Source organism: Onishia niordana, assembly GCF_004798965.1.
Classification (GTDB): domain Bacteria; phylum Pseudomonadota; class Gammaproteobacteria; order Pseudomonadales; family Halomonadaceae; genus Onishia; species Onishia niordana.
Window position 1 is genome coordinate 106,321 of record NZ_SDSD01000007.1, and the last position, 17,500, is coordinate 123,820.

Annotated in this window: 12 protein-coding genes; 10 read left to right on the forward strand and 2 right to left on the reverse strand. The window is 63.3% G+C overall.

What is annotated here, in order from left to right; genetic code table 11:
- Window positions 1-83: 83 nt before the first annotated feature.
- From dnaE to tilS, 3 genes are all read left to right on the forward strand, one after another.
- Window positions 84-3,587: a DNA polymerase III subunit alpha gene (gene dnaE / locus ETC27_RS13640; RefSeq protein ID WP_136255564.1), complete on the forward strand. Its 3,504-nt coding sequence runs from the start codon at window positions 84-86 to the stop codon at window positions 3,585-3,587.
- Between the two features lie 162 nt (window positions 3,588-3,749).
- On the forward strand, window positions 3,750-4,703 hold the full coding sequence (gene accA / locus ETC27_RS13645; RefSeq protein WP_136255565.1) for an acetyl-CoA carboxylase carboxyl transferase subunit alpha: 954 nt from the start codon (window positions 3,750-3,752) through the stop codon (window positions 4,701-4,703).
- 47 nt (window positions 4,704-4,750) lie between these two features.
- Window positions 4,751-6,028: a tRNA lysidine(34) synthetase TilS gene (gene tilS / locus ETC27_RS13650; protein WP_240724917.1), complete on the forward strand. Its 1,278-nt coding sequence runs from the start codon at window positions 4,751-4,753 to the stop codon at window positions 6,026-6,028.
- A gap of 60 nt (window positions 6,029-6,088) precedes the next feature.
- Here tilS and ppx read toward each other — a convergent pair whose 3' ends face one another.
- A complete protein-coding gene (gene ppx, locus ETC27_RS13655) occupies window positions 6,089-7,636 on the reverse strand; it encodes an exopolyphosphatase (protein ID WP_136255567.1) in 1,548 nt (515 codons plus the stop codon).
- A gap of 464 nt (window positions 7,637-8,100) precedes the next feature.
- Here ppx and rho point away from each other — a divergent pair, with 464 nt between their 5' ends.
- The 7 genes from rho (at window position 8,101) to ETC27_RS13685 (ending at window position 15,141) form a co-directional block, all read left to right on the forward strand.
- On the forward strand, window positions 8,101-9,360 hold the full coding sequence (gene rho, locus ETC27_RS13660; protein WP_136255568.1) for a transcription termination factor Rho: 1,260 nt from the start codon (window positions 8,101-8,103) through the stop codon (window positions 9,358-9,360).
- Between the two features lie 188 nt (window positions 9,361-9,548).
- Window positions 9,549-11,042, forward strand: coding sequence for a 4-hydroxy-3-polyprenylbenzoate decarboxylase (ubiD, locus tag ETC27_RS13665; RefSeq protein ID WP_136255569.1), 1,494 nt, complete (start codon window positions 9,549-9,551; stop codon window positions 11,040-11,042).
- 47 nt (window positions 11,043-11,089) lie between these two features.
- Window positions 11,090-11,875, forward strand: a complete 786-nt coding sequence (locus ETC27_RS13670; protein ID WP_136255570.1) for an NAD(P)H-flavin reductase — start codon at window positions 11,090-11,092, stop codon at window positions 11,873-11,875.
- On the forward strand, window positions 11,872-12,585 hold the full coding sequence (folM, locus tag ETC27_RS13675; RefSeq protein WP_136255571.1) for a dihydromonapterin reductase: 714 nt from the start codon (window positions 11,872-11,874) through the stop codon (window positions 12,583-12,585). The genes ETC27_RS13670 and folM overlap by 4 nt, the downstream gene beginning before the upstream one ends.
- Before the next feature lie 39 nt (window positions 12,586-12,624).
- Window positions 12,625-12,750 (forward strand): hypothetical protein, encoded by a 126-nt coding sequence (locus tag ETC27_RS17710; RefSeq protein WP_276605701.1) that lies wholly within the window; start codon window positions 12,625-12,627, stop codon window positions 12,748-12,750.
- Window positions 12,751-13,580: 830 nt separating this feature from the next.
- Window positions 13,581-14,600, forward strand: coding sequence for a 3-deoxy-7-phosphoheptulonate synthase (locus tag ETC27_RS13680; RefSeq protein WP_136255615.1), 1,020 nt, complete (start codon window positions 13,581-13,583; stop codon window positions 14,598-14,600).
- Window positions 14,593-15,141 carry a DUF3087 family protein gene (locus ETC27_RS13685; RefSeq protein WP_240724918.1) on the forward strand — a complete coding sequence of 183 codons (549 nt, stop codon included), beginning with the start codon at window positions 14,593-14,595 and terminating at the stop codon, window positions 15,139-15,141. The genes ETC27_RS13680 and ETC27_RS13685 overlap by 8 nt, the downstream gene beginning before the upstream one ends.
- Window positions 15,142-15,270: 129 nt before the next feature.
- Here ETC27_RS13685 and ppk1 read toward each other — a convergent pair whose 3' ends face one another.
- Window positions 15,271-17,478 (reverse strand): polyphosphate kinase 1, encoded by a 2,208-nt coding sequence (gene ppk1 / locus ETC27_RS13690; protein WP_136255572.1) that lies wholly within the window; start codon window positions 17,476-17,478, stop codon window positions 15,271-15,273.
- Window positions 17,479-17,500: the final 22 nt, after the last annotated feature.

A 17,500-nucleotide genomic window follows, 5' to 3' on the forward strand; every position in this document is an offset into this window, starting at 1 on the left:
GACCGCCGGACCGCCGCCTCTGATATTGTCCGTCGAGATCGTCCTCGACACCGCTCTCGATAAAGCCAAGCCACGAGTTCGCCATGACCCCTTCCTTTGTTCACCTTCGCGTGCATACCGAGTATTCCCTCGTCGATGGCCTGTTGCGGCTCAAGCCGCTGGTCAAGCAGACAGCACAGGCGGGCATGCCGGCCCTGGCGATGACCGACGAGGCCAACCTGTTCGGCCTGGTGAAGGGCTATCGGGCGGCTCAGGGCGCCGGGCTCAAGCCGATCATCGGTGCCGATCTGTGGCTTAATAATCCACATGATGACGTCCACCCCTACCGGCTGACCCTGCTGGCCATGGACAGCGACGGCTATCGCAACCTCACCGAACTGATTTCGCGGGGCTGGATGGAAGGCCAGCGCCAGGGCCGGGCCATCCTCGACAAGGCCTGGGTCTTCGCCCAGAGCGAGGGGCTGATCGCGCTGTCCGGTGGTCGCGACGGCGAGATCGGCCGTCATCTGCTGAGCGAACACGGCGACACGGCACGCAGCCTGCTCGAGGAGTGGAACCGGTACTTCCCGGGACGTTTCTATCTCGAGCTTAATCGCACCCAGCGCCCCTTCGAAGAGGAATGCCTGCATCTGTCGGTCGCGCTCGCCAGCGAGACCCATACCCCGGTGGTCGCCACTAATGATGTGCGATTCCTGGCGCGTGAGGACTTCTGGGCGCATGAGACGCGCGTGGCCATCGGCGAAGGCAAGGCCCTCGACGACCCGCGCCGCGAGCGTCGCTACAGCGAAGAGCAGTACCTGAAGACGCCTGCCGAGATGGCCGAGCTGTTCGCGGACATTCCCGAAGCGCTCGAGAACAGCGTGATGATCGCGGCGCGCTGCAATGTCGACGTGCGCCTGGGCGAGATATTTCTGCCCGAGTTCGAAATCCCCGAGGGCATGACCCAGGAGGAGTTCTTCCGCAAGATCTCCCACGACGGCCTCACCGAACGGCTCGACGCGCTCTACCCACGCGAGCGCTACCCCCGCGACGGCGCCGACTGGGCGCCCATCGAGCAGCGCTACCGGGAACGGCTCGATTTCGAGCTCAACATCATCCTGCAGATGGGGTTCCCCGGTTATTTCCTGATCGTCATGGACTTCATCCAGTGGGCCAAGGACAACAAGGTGCCGGTGGGGCCGGGGCGTGGTTCCGGTGCCGGCTCGCTGGTGGCCTATGCCCAGAAGATCACCGATCTCGACCCCATCCAGTACGACCTGCTGTTCGAGCGCTTCCTGAACCCCGAGCGCGTCTCGATGCCCGACTTCGACGTCGACTTCTGCATGGAAAAGCGCGATCGGGTGATCGAGTACGTAGCCGAGCGCTACGGCCGCGATGCGGTCTCGCAGATCGTCACCTTCGGCACCATGGCCGCCAAGGCGGTGGTGCGCGACGTGGCCCGCGCCCAGGGCAAGCCCTATTCGCTGGGCGACAAGCTCTCCAAGCTGATCCCCTTCGAGGTCGGCATGACCCTCGAGAAGGCGCACGAGCAGGAGGAGCCGCTGCGCGAGTACTTGGAGGCCGACGAAGAGGCCGCCGAGATCTGGGAGATGGCCCAGCGCCTCGAGGGCATCACCCGCGGCACCGGCAAGCACGCCGGCGGCGTGGTGATCGCGCCCACCAAGCTCACCGACTTCTCGCCGCTCTTGTGCGACGAGGAGGGCAATGGCCTGGTGGTGCAGTTTGACAAGAACGACATCGAGGAAGCCGGGCTGGTCAAGTTCGACTTCCTGGGCTTGCGCACGCTGACCATCATCGACTGGGCGTTGGAAATGGTCGACAAGGTGCGTGCCGTCGAGGGCCAGGGGCCGCTGAACATCGACACCATCCCGCTGGATGATGTGCCGACCTTCGATATGCTCAAGAAGGCCGAGACCACCGCGGTCTTCCAGCTCGAATCCCGGGGCATGAAAGAGCTGATCAAGCGACTGCTGCCGGATTCGCTCGAGGACATGATCGCCTTGGTGGCGTTGTTCCGTCCCGGGCCGCTGCAGTCGGGCATGGTCGATGACTTTATCAACCGCAAGCACGGCCGGGCCGAGATATCCTATCCGCACCCGGACTATCAGCATGAGCTCCTGAAGCCGGTACTCGGCCCCACCTACGGCATCATCCTCTATCAGGAGCAGGTGATGCAGATCGCTCAGGTGATGGCCGGCTACAGCCTGGGTCAGGCCGACATGCTGCGCCGCGCCATGGGCAAGAAGAAACCCGAGGAGATGGCCAAGCAGCGCGCCGGCTTCATGGAGGGGTGTGCGGACAACGGCATCGACAAGGACCTGGCGGGCAATATCTTCGACCTGGTGGAAAAGTTCGCCGGCTATGGCTTCAACAAGTCGCACTCGGCGGCCTACGCGCTGGTTTCCTACCAGACCGCCTGGCTCAAGGCTCACTACCCGGGTCCCTTCATGGCGGCGGTGATGTCTACCGAGATGGACAACCTCGACAAGGTGGTACCGCTGATCGAGGAATGCCGCCACCAGGGGCTGACCGTGACCCCGCCGGACGTCAATGTCGGCGGCTACAAGTTCACCGTCGATACCGAGGGGCGCGTGGTCTATGGTCTCGGTGCCATCCGCGGCGTCGGTGAGGGCCCGATCGGTGCCATCGTCGAGGCCCGCGAGGAGGGCGGCGCCTTCAGCGACCTGTTCGACTTCTGTCGCCGGGTCGACCCCAAGCGCATGAACAAGCGCACGCTCGAGGCGCTGATTCGCTCCGGGGCGCTGGATAACCTGGGCGCGGCCCGCGCGGTACTCACTGCCTCCATGGAAGCGGCCCTGAAGGCCGCGTCCCAGAATCTCGCCAATCAGAACCAGGGCATGATGGACATGTTCGGTGAAGCGTTTAACGAGGAGGAAGCCGGTGATGTCTATGCCGACTACCGCCGCGTGCGCGACTGGACCGACAAGGAGCGCCTGGCCGGCGAAAAGGACACCCTGGGGCTCTACCTGACCGGGCACCCGATCGATGAATACGAGCAGGAGCTTTCCCGCTTCGTCTCGACCCGTATCAGCGAGCTCACGCCGTCTCGTGAGCCCCAGCGGGTGGCCGGCCTGGTGGTGGCGATGCGTACCATGAAGTCCAAGCGTGGCGACACCATGGCCTTCGTGACTCTCGATGATCGTACCGGGCGTATCGAGGCCTCGCTGTTTGGCGAGCTTTATGAGCGCCTGCGGGGGCGGCTGGAGGCCGACCAGGTGATGATCGTCGAGGGCGAGGTCTCAAGCGACGATTATTCCGGTGGCCTGCGTCTGCGCGGCAAGGATGTGACGCCGATGGTCGAGGCGCGTACCCGCTTCGGCCAGGCCGTGGAACTCGCCGTTGACGGTGCGGCCGCCAACGGGAAGCTGATCGACAGCCTGCGTGATAGCCTGACGCCCTATCGTGATGCCAACGGCCTGCCGGTGCGTCTCAAGTACCGCAATGCCGAGGCGACCGGCTGGCTTGAGCTGGCCGACGAGTGGAAGGTGGCGCCCTCGGACGAGCTGATGATCGCCCTGCGCGATGTTCAGGGCCAGGATGGTGTGCGCCTCAAGTACCGGCGTTGACGCATCTCCCATGAAGGTCGCCGGTGGCAGGGCGAGGAGGCGCCTTGCGCCGGACAGACAAGCTGCGATAATGAGCGGCTATATCGTTGATCGTTCCTTTTTTACGTTTTCCGCGACAGCCGTGGCCTCCAGGCTGCCCCGATTGCTAATAAGCTGAAGCCTATGAACCCCAATTATCTGGATTTCGAACAGCCCATTGCCGAGTTGCAGGCGAAGATCGAGGAACTGCGGCTAGTCGGCAACGACAGCAAGATCAATATCAATGAAGAGGTGGCCAAGCTCCAGGAGAAGAGCAAGAAGCTCACCGAGTCGATCTTCAAGGATCTTTCGGCCTGGCAGGTGTCGCAGCTGTCGCGCCATCCGCAGCGCCCTTACACCCTCGACTATCTCGAGCACGTTTTTACCGACTTCGACGAACTGCACGGCGATCGCCATTTCGCCGACGACGCGGCACTGGTTGGCGGCGTGGCCCGTCTCGACGACAAGCCGGTGATGGTCATCGGTCATCAGAAGGGGCGTGACGTCAAGGAGAAGGTGCGTCGCAACTTCGGCATGCCGCGCCCTGAAGGTTACCGCAAGGCGTGTCGCCTGATGGAAATGGCTGAGCGCTTCAAGATGCCGGTGCTGACCTTTATCGATACCCCTGGCGCCTATCCGGGTATCGATGCCGAGGAGCGCGGCCAGTCCGAGGCTATCGCCTACAACCTCGCGGTGATGTCGCGGCTCAAGACGCCGATCATTTCCACCGTGGTCGGTGAGGGGGGATCTGGCGGTGCGCTGGCCATCGGGGTCTGTGACGAGTTGCAGATGCTGCAGTACTCCACCTATTCGGTGATCTCCCCGGAAGGCTGCGCCTCCATCCTGTGGAAGAGTTCCGACCGCGCCTCTGAAGCCGCCCATGCCATGGGCATTACCGCCGAGCGGCTGCAGGAGCTGGGCTTCGTCGATTCCTTGATCAAGGAACCGCTGGGTGGCGCGCATCGTCATCCGGTGCAGACCTCCGAGCGGATCAAGGCCTCGCTGATCGAGAGTCTCGACCGCCTGAACGGCCTAGACACCGATGCCCTCCTTGAGCGGCGTTATCAGCGCCTGATGAGCTACGGCGCTCCGGTCTAACGACGCGTGCTGCACGCGAAGAGGCTGCTGACTGGGAGATAATGGCCATGTCCCTGCAAGCCTTGATTGATGACGCCCTGGCGGAGACCCCGCCGGGGCGTCGCGTTTGGGTGGCGCTTTCCGGCGGGCTCGACTCGAGCCTGCTGCTGACCCTGGCCGCCCGGGCGGCGCACCGCCATCCTCGCCCGCTTTACGCCCTGCACGTCGATCATGGCCTGCAGGACGCGTCATGCGCATTTGTGGAACACTGCCGCCGTCTCTGTTCACATCTCGGCGTGCCGCTGTTCGTCGAGCGAGTCTGTGTCGACATGACCACCGGGCGAGGGCTTGAGGCCGCCGCCCGCGAGGCGCGCTACGCGGCCTTCGCCGCTCGGCTGACCGCGGGCGATACCCTGTGGCTTGCCCAGCATCGTCGCGATCAGGCCGAGACCTTCCTGCTGGCCGCCCTGCGGGGTAGCGGCGTGCGAGGGCTGGGGGCGATGCCGGCATGGCGGGAGTGGGCCGGCATGCGCCTGGCTCGGCCGCTGCGTGATCTGTCCCGGGCGAACCTCATGTGTGAGGCCGAGGCCATGGGGCTTGAGTGGGTCGAGGACCCGAGCAACCAGAATGAAGGGCTGGATCGTAATTTCTTGCGCCGTCAGGTGCTGCCACTGCTCGAGTCCCGCTGGCCAGCCGCCGAGGCGAGTCTGGCGAAGAGTGCCTCGCTCGCCGGCGAAGCGGATAGCCTTCTCGGTGAACTGGCGGCTCTGGACCTGAGCGCCTGTGGTGATACCCCTGGTCGGTTAGCGCTGTCGGTGCTGCGCGCATTAAGCGCGCCGCGTCGGCGCCTGCTGATTCGCTATGCCTGCCAGCGGCTGGCCTTGCCCACCCCACCGGCAGGGCGTTTGTCAGCCCTCGATGAACAGCTCACTGCCCAGCGTGATGCTCAGGTGCATGTGGCCTGGCCAGGCGCAGAAGCCCGTTGCTGGCGCGAGGTGCTTTATCTGCAGCAGCCTTTGGATGACCTGCCGGCGGATTGGCAGGCCGAGTGGGACGGACAGGCACGATTGGCATCACCGCTTGGGCAGCATGGAATGCGTCTTGAGGGGGGAGGCGGCTGCTATCAGGTGCGGCCGCGTCAGGGTGGCGAGGTGTTGCACCTGCCCAAGCGCGGTCGGCGCGATCTCAAACGCCTTCTGCAGGAAGCAGAGCTTCCGCCCTGGCAGCGCCAAGCAATTCTGGTGGTGTGGGACGCAGACACGGTGGCGGCGGTGTTCGAGCCCCGAGCGCCGGCCGTGCTGGCGGCGTCACAGGGCTATTCGGCCAAGACTTGGCCAGCCGAATAGCGTCGGGGCCGGCTAAAAAAGGGGAGGGCCTTAAGCGGCGTCCTCGGACGCCACTGGCACCTAGGCGGTGACGGTGTCCAGTGTCTCGATGGTAAGCGTAAAGCCTGCCGAACGCTGATACTCCTGTTCCTGCTCCAGATCATTGACCAGTAGCGCCTGCTCGGCGAGCTCGGGACTCAGCGACAGCGACAACTGTTCGCCATCGGCGGTCAGGCTAAACTCAGTCGGTGGCTGCTCGGGGCGAGAGTGGTTGAGGATGACGGCCAGGCGCAGCAGTCTTGCCAGGCGACCCAGCGTCGGTCGAACCGAGGCGGGCAGTGCATCGAGTTCCTTGAGCGGAAACTTGCGCCGGTGGGCACGCACCAGGAAGGCCAGCGCCCGCTGCTCGGGGCGAGACAATCCGGCAAGATCGGAGTGTGCCAGCAGATAAGCACCGTGGCGATGGAACTGGCTGTGTGAGATGACCAGGCCGATTTCGTGCAGTTGGGCGGCCCAGTCGAGAAATTGGGCGTTGCTGGCGCTCAGCTGCCAGGCAGCGCCCACCTGTGTCAGACACTGCCGGGCGCTGGCGGCGACCTGGTCGGCCTGACGCGGATCGATCTGGTAGCGGCGACGCAACCCTTCAAGGGTTTGCAGGCGCGAGTCCTCGGCGGTATTACGTCCGATCATGTCATAGAGCACGCCTTCGCGCAGGGCGCCGTCGGAATAGCGCATCTGCTCGAGCCCAAAGGCTTCGAAGACCGCCGATAGAACGGCGATACCGGCGGGGAAGACGCTGGCGCGGTCCTCCTTGAGGCCTTCCATCGCGACCTTGTCGAGCCGCTTCATCTTGATCAGGCGCTTGCGCAGCGCGGTCAGCCCCTTGCGATCGATGATGCCCTCTGTGCCCTGGCCGCTGGCGGCCAGTACGGCGGCGGCAGCCTTGATGGTGCCGCTAGAGCCGACCGGGTCGGCCCAGCCGAGTTCCTCGAAGGGGCGGCGAATGTTGGCAAGCTCGGACAAGGCGGCAAGCTCTGCCTTGCGGAAGCGTTTTTCGGTGATCTCGCCGTCGGCGAAGAAGCGCTTGGTGAAGGTCACGCACCCCATCTCGAGGCTCTCGAGCGCCAGGGGTTCGAAGTGCTCGCCGATAATGAATTCGGTCGAGCCGCCACCGATGTCGACGATCAGGCGCCGGCCGTGCACTTCTGCCAGGGCATGGGCCGCGCCGAGATAGATCAGGCGAGCTTCCTCGCGCCCGGCGATGATCTCGATGTCTTGACCCAGCAGCGCCTCGGCACGCTCGATCAACACCTGGCTGTTGGTGGCGGCGCGCAGCGCGTTGGTGCCGACCACCCGGAGCTGGGTATTGGGTGTTTCCTCGAGGAAGGGCGCGAAGCGGGCCAGGCAATCCAGCGCGCGTTGCATGGCGTCTTCGGTCAGGGCGCCCTCATCATCAAGACCGGCCCCCAGCTGGACCTTCTCGCCAAGCTTGGCAACGACTTGGAGCTGTCCGTCGACCTGGTTGGCGACCAATAGGTGAAAGCTGTTGGAGCCCAGATCGATAGCGGCCAGACGCTGTGGTGAGGCCGCGCTGTCCGGCGTATCGCCGAAGCCTGGATGGTTGCTCATGAAGGATCCCTTGGCGTTGCTTGGCCTCAAGGTTGCGTCTCGCCCAGGGGGTTGTCAATTGCCGACATGGAAGGTGACGTCACGGGGGGCTTGCGTTTGCCGATTCGCTTGACTAACATCGAATCGTTCGCCTGTTCCGAATACTTCCCGACTGCTTCACGGTGACCGCTAACGGCATCTCACGCCGCGGTCATACTCCAAGTCGTCAGTCAGCCCGCTGATTCCTCGCGATGACGCTTCGCCATCATGACTAGCTATTCAGGCGACACGAATACGGCTACATGAACAGCGCTTCCCTCTAGTTCGATATCGTCCCAGGCTTCCCCGCAAGCAGCGGGCGGCTGATTATATATCGAGAGTGGATGATCCAGGGCTCTGAACGCACCACGCGGCGCATTGTTACCGCCTCCTGTCGTTTCCCGGCTTTGTTGCCACGCTGACACGAGCTATTTCTGATCAAACCGATGAATCTTACCGAACTTAAGCAAAAGACCGTGCCGGAACTGCTGGATATCGCCCAGGAAATGGGTATCGATAATCTGGCCCGTTCGCGCAAGCAGGACATCATCTTCGCCATCCTCAAGAAGCACGCCAAGAGCGGCGAGGACATTCACGGCGATGGTGTACTGGAGATTCTCCAGGATGGCTTCGGCTTTCTGCGCAGCGCTGACTCTTCCTACCTCGCCGGTCCCGATGACATCTACGTCTCGCCGTCCCAGATCCGTCGTTTCAACCTGCGTAAGGGTGACTCGATTGCCGGCAAGATTCGTCCGCCCAAGGAAGGAGAGCGTTACTTCGCCCTCTTGAAGGTCAGCGAGATCAACCTTGATCGGCCGGAGAACGCCAAGCACAAGATCCTGTTCGAGAACCTGACACCGCTGTTCCCTCAGGAACGCATGTTCATGGAAATCGGCAACGGTTCCACCGAGGATCTGACGTCGCGCATCATCGATCTGACGGCGCCCATCGGCAAGGGCCAGCGCGGCCTGATCGTCTCGCCCCCCAAGGCGGGCAAGACGCTGATGCTGCAGAACATTGCCACCTCGATCACCCGCAACAACCCCGAGTGCCATCTGATCGTGCTGCTGATCGATGAGCGTCCGGAAGAAGTGACCGAGATGTCACGCACCGTGCGCGGTGAGGTGGTGGCCTCGACCTTCGATGAGCCGCCGGCACGCCACGTGCAGGTCGCTGAGATGGTCATCGAGAAGGCCAAGCGACTAGTCGAGCACAAGCGCGATGTGGTGATCCTGCTCGACTCCATCACTCGTCTGGCGCGGGCCTACAACACCGTGGTGCCGTCTTCCGGCAAGGTGTTGACCGGTGGTGTCGATGCTCACGCTCTCGAGAAGCCCAAGCGCTTCTTCGGCGCTGCGCGCAACATCGAGGAAGGCGGCAGCCTGACTATCCTCGCCACGGCGCTGGTCGACACCGGCTCCAAGATGGACGAGGTGATCTTCGAGGAGTTCAAGGGCACCGGTAACATGGAAGCCCATCTCGACCGCAAGCTTGCCGAGAAGCGCGTCTACCCGGCGATGAACATTCGTCGCTCGGGCACCCGCCGCGAGGACCTGATCGCCTCCGAAGATGAGATGCAACGCATGTGGATCCTGCGCAAGCTGCTCAATCCGATGGATGATGTGGCGGCGACTGAGTTCCTGATCGATCGCCTGAAGGACTCCAAGACCAACCTCGAATTCTTCGAGGCCATGAAGCGGCGCTGATGCGAGCCTGCTGCGCGTGACGACGCGACGTTGAAATTGGCCGGCGTGCCCGCCCAACCAGGCGGCAGGCCAGCTTACGTAGACGCCGCGACGCCGATGCGGTTCAGCGTTCGGTACGATCTGTTAATGACCCCGAGGGGCGGCATGCTATGCTGCCCTTTTTGTCGTTTTGGGAGCGCAAAAACCGCATGAAGTATAAGGACTTGCGTGAGTTCATCGCTGCCCTGGAGGCGCAAGGGGAGCTTCAGCGTGTGACGGCCGAGGTGGATCCCTATCTCGAGATCACCGAAATCTGTGACCGCACCCTCAAGGCCGGCGGGCCGGCGCTCCTGTTCGAGAACGTCAAGGGGCACGACATGCCGTTGCTCGGCAACCTGTTCGGCACGCCGCGTCGGGTGGCGCTGGGCATGGGACAGGAATCGGTGACCGCGCTGCGCGAAGTCGGCAAGCTGCTGGCCTTCCTCAAGGAACCCGACCCGCCCAAGGGCTTTCGAGATGCCTGGGAGAAGCTGCCGATCTTCAAGCAGGTGATGAGCATGGGGCCCAAGGTGCTCCGCAAGGCGCCGGTGCAGGAGGTGGTGCTCGAAGGCGAGGCGGTGGATCTCGACCGTATTCCCATTCAGCACTGCTGGCCCGGTGATGCCGCACCGCTGGTCACCTGGGCGCTGGTCGTCACCAAGGGGCCTCACAAGGAGCGCCAGAATCTCGGCATCTATCGCCAGCAGAAACTCGGCAAGAATCGCCTGATCATGCGCTGGCTCTCGCATCGCGGCGGCGCGCTGGATTTCCAGGAATGGCAGGCGGCCCATCCCGGCGAACCCTTCCCGGTCGCGGTGGCCCTGGGCGCCGATCCGGCAACGATCCTTGGCGCGGTAACGCCGGTGCCGGATACGCTCTCGGAGTACGCCTTCGCCGGGTTGCTGCGCGGTTCGCGCACCGAGCTTGTCAAGTGCGGCCATGCCGAGCTGCAGGTGCCGGCCTCCAGCGAAATTATCCTCGAGGGCTTCATCTATCCCGATGACATGGCGCCCGAGGGCCCCTACGGCGATCACACCGGCTATTACAACGAGATCGAACATTTCCCGGTATTCACCGTCGAGCGCATCACGCACCGCCGCGATCCCATCTATCACTCGACCTACACCGGTCGACCGCCCGATGAGCCGGCGATCCTCGGCCTCGCCCTCAATGAAGTCTTCGTGCCGATCCTGCGCAAGCAGTTCCCGGAGATCGTCGACTTCTATCTGCCGCCCGAAGGCTGTTCCTACCGCATGGCGGTGGTGACGATGAAGAAGCAGTACCCGGGGCATGCCAAGCGGGTGATGATGGGGGTATGGAGTTTTCTGCGCCAGTTCATGTACACCAAGTTCGTGGTGGTACTCGATGACGATGTCGATGCGCGTAACTGGGAAGACGTGATATGGGCCATCACCACCCGCATGGACCCGGCGCGTGATACGGTAATGGTCGAAAATACGCCCATCGACTATCTGGACTTTGCTTCGCCCACCGCAGGGCTTGGCTCCAAGATGGGCATGGACGCGACCAACAAGTGGCCCGGCGAGACCGATCGCGAGTGGGGCGAGCCGATCGTCATGGATGAAGCCGTCAAGACGCGGGTGGATGATCGCTGGGCCGAGCTGGGCATCACCCTGCCGGTGGGCCCCGCTCCCCGCTCCTGACAACGCCCCACGCTCCTGACTTACGCTCCTGACCACGAGAGGCGCTTATGACCGCAAGGACTCTGACCTGCCAAGTGACGGCGGTGGAGGATCTCAATCCCGATGTTTTCCGGGTGCGCCTGGAAGGGCGCCCCGAGGCGATGGCGCATGCCCCGGGCCAGTACCTGGAGCTCGAGCTGGATGACGACACCTGGGTGCCGTTCTCGATCGCCAATGCGCATACCGGTGATGGCGCCCTTGAGCTGCATATTCAGCATTGGCCCGAGCGCTCCAATTCGGCTCGCCTGCGTGAACTCATGCAGCACGCCGCCCATTTGACCCTGCGCGTGCCGAGCGGCGATTGTGTGCTTGACCCTGACAGTCGCCGTCCTTTGCTGCTGGTGGCCGCCGGTACCGGCTTCGCTCAGATGAAGGCGATCATCGAGGCGGCGCTGCACGAAGACCCTGCGCGCGAGATTGATCTGTGGTGGGCGGCCAAGGAACGTCGCGAGTTCTATCTGGAGAGCCAGGCGCGGGAGTGGGCCACCCGCTACCCGAACGTGACCTTCCACGGCGTCAGCGAGCAGGGCATGAGCGACGACTTCGCGGCCCCGCACATCCAGGGCCATGTCGGTCGCATCGATGCGGCGCTGGGCGAGGTTTTGGACGATGTCGATGTCTCAGGCCATGACGTTTACCTGTCCGGCTCGCCGGGCATGGTTTACGCTTGCGTCGATGTGCTGGCCTCGCTGGGGCTCGAGCCTTCGCGAGTGTTCTCCGATGTCTTCGCCTATGCGCCGCGTGATCCGCTGGTGCCTACCGTGGGCAGCCTGGTAAGGGCTGGCGGGGCATGAGTGCGGCCCCGATCCTGATTACCGGTGGGGCGCAGCGGCTGGGGCGCCACTGCGCCGAGCGGCTGATCGATGATGGTCATCCGGTGATTATCAGCTATCGTCGTGAGCGTCCTGAGCTCGAGGCCATGCGCGCGAAGGGCATCGAGACCCTGGCGGCGGATTTCTCGAGCGAGGCGGGCATCCTCGACTTCATCTCGCGGCTCAAGGAGACGACACCAAGGCTGCGGGCCATCGTCCACAACGCCAGTGACTGGGCCCCGGATAGTCGTGACGATGAAGCGGGTGCCAACTTCGAGCGACTGTTTCGAGTACACATGCAGGCCCCTTATCTGATCAACCTGCATGCTCAGGCGCTGCTCGAGGCTGGCGATGAACCGCTTGCCGATATCGTGCACATGACCGACTTCGTGGCGGTCAAGGGCTCGAAGAAGCATGCGGCCTATGCGGCGACCAAGGCCGGACTCGACAACCTGACGCTCTCGTTTGCTGCCATGTACGCGCCGCGTATCCAGGTCAACGGTATCGCGCCGGCGATGATCATGCTCAACGAGGGTGACGATGAGGCCTATGCCCAGAAGGCGCGGGCCAAGTCGGCGATGCAGATGATTCCCGGGCCTGGGGTGATCTACGACAGTCTGCGCTACCTGCTCGATAACCGCTTTGTCACCGGCGTGACCCTGCCGGTCGATGGCGGTCGGCACTTGCGCTAGACTCTATCTATCCGCTGCGACTCATATTGTGAGGTTCCCATGGCAGAGCACGATCCGCACTTCAGTGACGACTCGGGGTTTCTGAGCCTTTTTCTGGGTCTCGTCGTCGTGATTGGCATGGCCGCGCTGCCGGCAACCATCGGCTGGGTACAGTATGTGGGTTAGGTTTGAGGCCACTGGGCGGCACAAGCTCCAGGAAAGGCCTTTTTCCAGACACTTGGCTTAGCGCCTCACGCCCTGACAGGCTTGCCAAGCCCGTCAGGGCGTGTAGGATAATGTTAGGTATGAAGCGTTGTGTGACGTTCTCTTGAATTCCCAACACAAGTGTCGTCGCGCCAACCACTTAGCCATAAGACATTTTACATCAGACATCGTTAGCGACCCCGGAGACCCATGCCGCATATCTCGCTTTTATCCGCCACTTCTCGCTTCGCCCTCGCTGGCGGCGGTCGGTGCGTGGGTACTTGCAAGACCAATGGGGGATACGCTACCGGCGGCTGGCGCCGTTACTGGGCCTATTGGTTTAGCGCCGGCGTGCCGGCAGCAGGGTCACACTGATCCTTGCTGCGAGGTACGCCCCCTCAGGGTTGCCTCCGATGTTTTGAAACCCCCGGTCGGCAACCCGACCGGGGGTTTTCGTTAGTGGACTGTCTGCCATTCATATATCGGGCCATTGGCCCACGAGGAAGACACGCGATGTTCGACCGCAACCCAGCGTTTGCCATGACCCTCTCGCCCCGTTATCCGAGCGCGTATGGCTATTGGCGATTTAGCGACGCTCGGTCGGCACAGCTCGCCACCTCCGACCGGCACACTCTTGGTGGCCACTCGACTCGACGCCAATCGCCTAGCCGGAGCCTTTCCCGATGAATGCCAGCCTTTCTACTCTCGAGACCCTTGCCGACGGTGCTGAACGCCATCACGCCGATAACAGTAAGCCTGCCACGCCCTCGCCGCAGGGGCTTGATGCTTGCGGCGACACCGCGGTGGCCTTGATGGTTGAAGAGACCCCATTGCCGACGCCTGATGAACTGCGCGGCGATCTTCCGCTGACGCCGATGCTTGCCGAGCGTGTTGAGGGCCAGCGTGAGGCGATTCGCGCCATTCTCGATGGTCGCGACGATCGTCTGCTGGTGGTGGTCGGTCCCTGTTCGATCCATGACCCCAAGTCGGCCCGCGAGTACGCTGAACGCCTCGCCGCCTTGGCGCACCGGGTAGAGGATCGCCTGCTGTTGGTGATGCGGGTCTATGTCGAGAAGCCGCGAACCACCGTCGGTTGGAAGGGACTCGCCTACGACCCCGGCCTCGAAGGGGCCGATGACATGGCCGCCGGGCTTGCCCAATCCCGTACCTTGATGCGCGAGATCGTCGAACTGGGTCTACCGGTTGCCACCGAGCTTCTGCAGCCGATGGTCGCGCCCTATCTCGATGACCTGCTTGCCTGGACGGCCATTGGTGCCCGCACCACCGAGTCGCAGATCCATCGTGAACTGGCCAGCGGCCTGGGCGCGGTGGTCGGCTTCAAGAACGGTACCGATGGCGGTGTTCAGGTGGCCATCGATGCCATTCGGGCCAGCGCGCACCCGCATCATCATCCAGGCATTGCCAGTGACGGCCGCCCCGTGATGCGCCGCACGCCAGGCAACCCCCACACCCATGTGGTGCTGCGTGGCGGTCATGGTGAGCCTAACTTCCGGGCGCCCGAGGTCGCGGCGTGTCGCCGGGCGCTCAAGGAAGCCGGGCTCGCTCCGCGACTCATGGTGGATTGCAGTCATGCCAACTCGCGAAAGGACCATCGGCGTCAGGGCGAGGTGTTGTTCGATGTGTTGGATCAGCGCCTGGATGGCGATAACGCGCTTTTCGGCGTGATGCTCGAGAGCCATATCCACGAGGGCAAGCAGCCGTTGAAGCCGGACGCCTTGCGTTATGGCGTCTCGATCACTGATGCCTGCCTCGGCTGGGAGACCACCGAGCATCTGCTGCTGACCGCGGCCGAGCGCCTGCGCAATGCCTGAGCCGTCTCACCATCAGGATGCCCCCCTGGACTTTCGCTTCGAGGCCCATGACCCCGAGACCTACCGCCGCCAGTCGCGGTGGGCGTCCATTGACATGGCGGCCCTGTTTCTGGTGCTGGGGCTGTGTTTTTCTCAGCTTCTGACCTGGGCGTTCGGCTCGAGTATCTGGCTCAATGCGCTGGGCGTGCTGCTTGGCTTGTTGATCACCAGCGGCCTGATTGCGGTACTCAAGGAGCGCCCCTTCATGGCACAAGTGCGCTATGGCTGGCGTCTCAAGCAGTCCTTGTCACGGGTCAGCGCCCACCTGCCGGTTCTGCGTCGAGCTCTCGACGAAGATGACCCGGCGGCACTCGAGGTATTGAGCTTCTATTATCAAGGTATCTCGGAACTGTCCCGTCTCGATGGCCGTTCTTTGGACGATGACGGCGAGCGCCTCGCCGAACGCTTGGCAATAAAGCAGCGGCGCCGGGAAGCCGGTCTGCCCGAGCGAGTCCCCGGATTCGATGAGCGCCGCCTCAAGCAGGCACTCGACCAGGGCTGATGCCTCGTCCGTTTTAGCCTTACCTTTCAGATGTAGCCTTCAGGCCTAGCCATCAGATCGGGCACGCAGACACGACAACGCCGGGCCTGGGCCCGGCGTTGTCGTGTTCGAACCTCCCTAGAGGTGCCGTCAGGCCTTGGTGGCGTAGGCGTAGAGCAGCGTCTCCTGAACGCTGATCGGGGCACTGTCGCCGACCTCCTGCTTGATGTAGCTGCCATCGGATTGCAGAAGCCAGCTTTGGCAGTTGTCGACCAGGTAGGTCTCCAGGTCCTTGCGCACCCGGGCGGCAATTTTCTTGTCGAGGAAGGGAAAGCAGGTCTCGACCCGGTGAAACATGTTGCGGGCCATGAAATCGGCGCTCGAGCCCCAGACTTCCGGCTTGCCGCCGTTGTGGAAGTAGAACACCCGTGTGTGCTCGAGGAAGCGCCCGATCACCGAGCGCACCCGGATATTATCGGAAATGCCGGGGATGCCCGGGCGCAGGCAGCACATGCCGCGGATGATCAGGTCGCACTCGACGCCCGCCTGGGAGGCGCGGTAGAGGGCGCGGATCAGCTGCGGCTCGGTCAGCGAGTTGCACTTGATGATCAGGTGGCCACGCTTGCCCTTCTCGGCATGCTTGGCCTCGCGATCGATCATCTCGACCATCTTCGGGTGCAGTGTGAAGGGGGCGTGCAGCAGCGTTTCGATCTTGCGCGCCTGTCCCATGCCAGACAGCTGCTGGAAGACCTTGTGCACGTCCTCGCAAAGCGTCGGATTGGCCGTCAGCAGACTGTAGTCGGTGTAGAGCTTGGCGGTCTTTGAGTGATAGTTGCCGGTGCCCAGGTGCGCGTAGTAGCGCAGGTCGCCCTTTTCGCGGCGCACGATGTGGATCATCTTGGCGTGGGTCTTGTAGGCCATCACGCCGTAGATGACGATGGCGCCGGCCTCCTGCAGTCGCGAGGCAAGCGTCAGGTTGTCGGCTTCATCAAAGCGGGCGCGCAATTCGATCACCACCGTGACTTCCTTGCCGTTGCGCGCTGCTTCGACCAGGGCACTGACGATCGGCGAGTCAGCGCCGGTGCGATAAAGCGTCTGCTTGATGGCAAGCACCGCCGGGTCTCGAGCGGCCTCGGCGAGCAGGTCCTCGATCGGCTTGAAGGACTGGAAAGGGTGGTGAAGCAGGATGTCCTGATCACGAATGGCATCGAACAGGCTGCCGCTCTTGTTCAAGGGCTTGGGCAGGCCTGGCGTGAAGGGGCGATAGCTTAGCTCTGGGCGATCGACGTCGCCGAGCACCGCCATCATGCGCGTCAGGTTGACGGGGCCGTTGACCCGGTAGAGATCGTTTTCCTCGAGTTCGAACTGCTTGATCAGGAAGGCGGCCAGGTCGTCTGGGCAGTTGTCGGCGACTTCCAGGCGCACGCCACTGCCGTAGCGTCGGGCCAACAGCTCGCCACGCAGTGCCGTGGCCAGGTCGGAGACTTCCTCGGGATCGACGGCCAGGTCGGCATTGCGTGTCAGGCGAAACTGGTAGCAGCCGCGTACTTTCATGCCCGGGAAGACCTCCTGGGCATGGGCGTGGATCATCGAGGACAGGAATACATATTCGTCGAACCCTTCTGCGCAGAGTCCATCAGGCAGGGCGATCACCCGTGGCAGTGAGCGCGGGGCCGGCAGAATGGCCAGGCCGCCTTCGCGTCCGAAGGCATCCTTGCCCTCCAGCTCGACGATGAAATTGAGGCTCTTGTTGACCAATCGCGGGAAGGGGTGAGAAGGATCCAGCCCGATGGGGCTGATCACCGGCACGATCTCTTCATCGAAGTAGTCCTGCACCCAGTTCGCCTGCGCCTCACTCCAGTCGCTGCGGCGGCGAAAGCGCAAGCCTTTTTCTTCCAGCGCCGGGATCAGCTGTTCATTGAGTATCTGGTACTGGCGCTCGACCTGGGTATGGGCCACCTGGCTGATCTCGTCGAGGACCGAGCGCGGCAGGCGGCCGTCGGCACCGGTATCGTCGTTACCTAGCATCAGCTGATGCTTGAGGCCGGCGACACGAATCTCGAAGAACTCATCCATGTTGGACGAGAAGATCAACAGGAACATGACCCGGTTGAGCAGCGGATGCGAGGTGTCGAGCGCCTGTTCGAGCACCCGGATGTTGAACTGCAGGTGCGACAGCTCGCGGTTGAAGTACAGGCGCGGATCGCTGAGGTCGGCCTCGGGGTCCGGTACCACTTTGGCCTGGATGCCGGTGCGAGTCCGATTGACGCGCAGCGGGGGGGCGTCGGCAGGGCCTGCCTCGTCGATCGCCGCCTCCGGTAGCGAGTTGCCGGTGTCAGGGGTGCGAGAGTCTTCCATCTTGCCTCCGGGAAGCCATGGA

Coding starts and splice junctions, on each gene's coding strand:
- dnaE (WP_136255564.1), top strand. CDS start 84: ATGACCCCTTCCTTTGTTCACCTTCGCGTGCATACCGAGTATTCCCTC.
- accA (WP_136255565.1), top strand. CDS start 3,750: ATGAACCCCAATTATCTGGATTTCGAACAGCCCATTGCCGAGTTGCAG.
- tilS (WP_240724917.1), top strand. CDS start 4,751: ATGTCCCTGCAAGCCTTGATTGATGACGCCCTGGCGGAGACCCCGCCG.
- ppx (WP_136255567.1), bottom strand. CDS start 7,636: ATGAGCAACCATCCAGGCTTCGGCGATACGCCGGACAGCGCGGCCTCA.
- rho (WP_136255568.1), top strand. CDS start 8,101: ATGAATCTTACCGAACTTAAGCAAAAGACCGTGCCGGAACTGCTGGAT.
- ubiD (WP_136255569.1), top strand. CDS start 9,549: ATGAAGTATAAGGACTTGCGTGAGTTCATCGCTGCCCTGGAGGCGCAA.
- ETC27_RS13670 (WP_136255570.1), top strand. CDS start 11,090: ATGACCGCAAGGACTCTGACCTGCCAAGTGACGGCGGTGGAGGATCTC.
- folM (WP_136255571.1), top strand. CDS start 11,872: ATGAGTGCGGCCCCGATCCTGATTACCGGTGGGGCGCAGCGGCTGGGG.
- ETC27_RS17710 (WP_276605701.1), top strand. CDS start 12,625: ATGGCAGAGCACGATCCGCACTTCAGTGACGACTCGGGGTTTCTGAGC.
- ETC27_RS13680 (WP_136255615.1), top strand. CDS start 13,581: ATGGTTGAAGAGACCCCATTGCCGACGCCTGATGAACTGCGCGGCGAT.
- ETC27_RS13685 (WP_240724918.1), top strand. CDS start 14,593: ATGCCTGAGCCGTCTCACCATCAGGATGCCCCCCTGGACTTTCGCTTC.
- ppk1 (WP_136255572.1), bottom strand. CDS start 17,478: ATGGAAGACTCTCGCACCCCTGACACCGGCAACTCGCTACCGGAGGCG.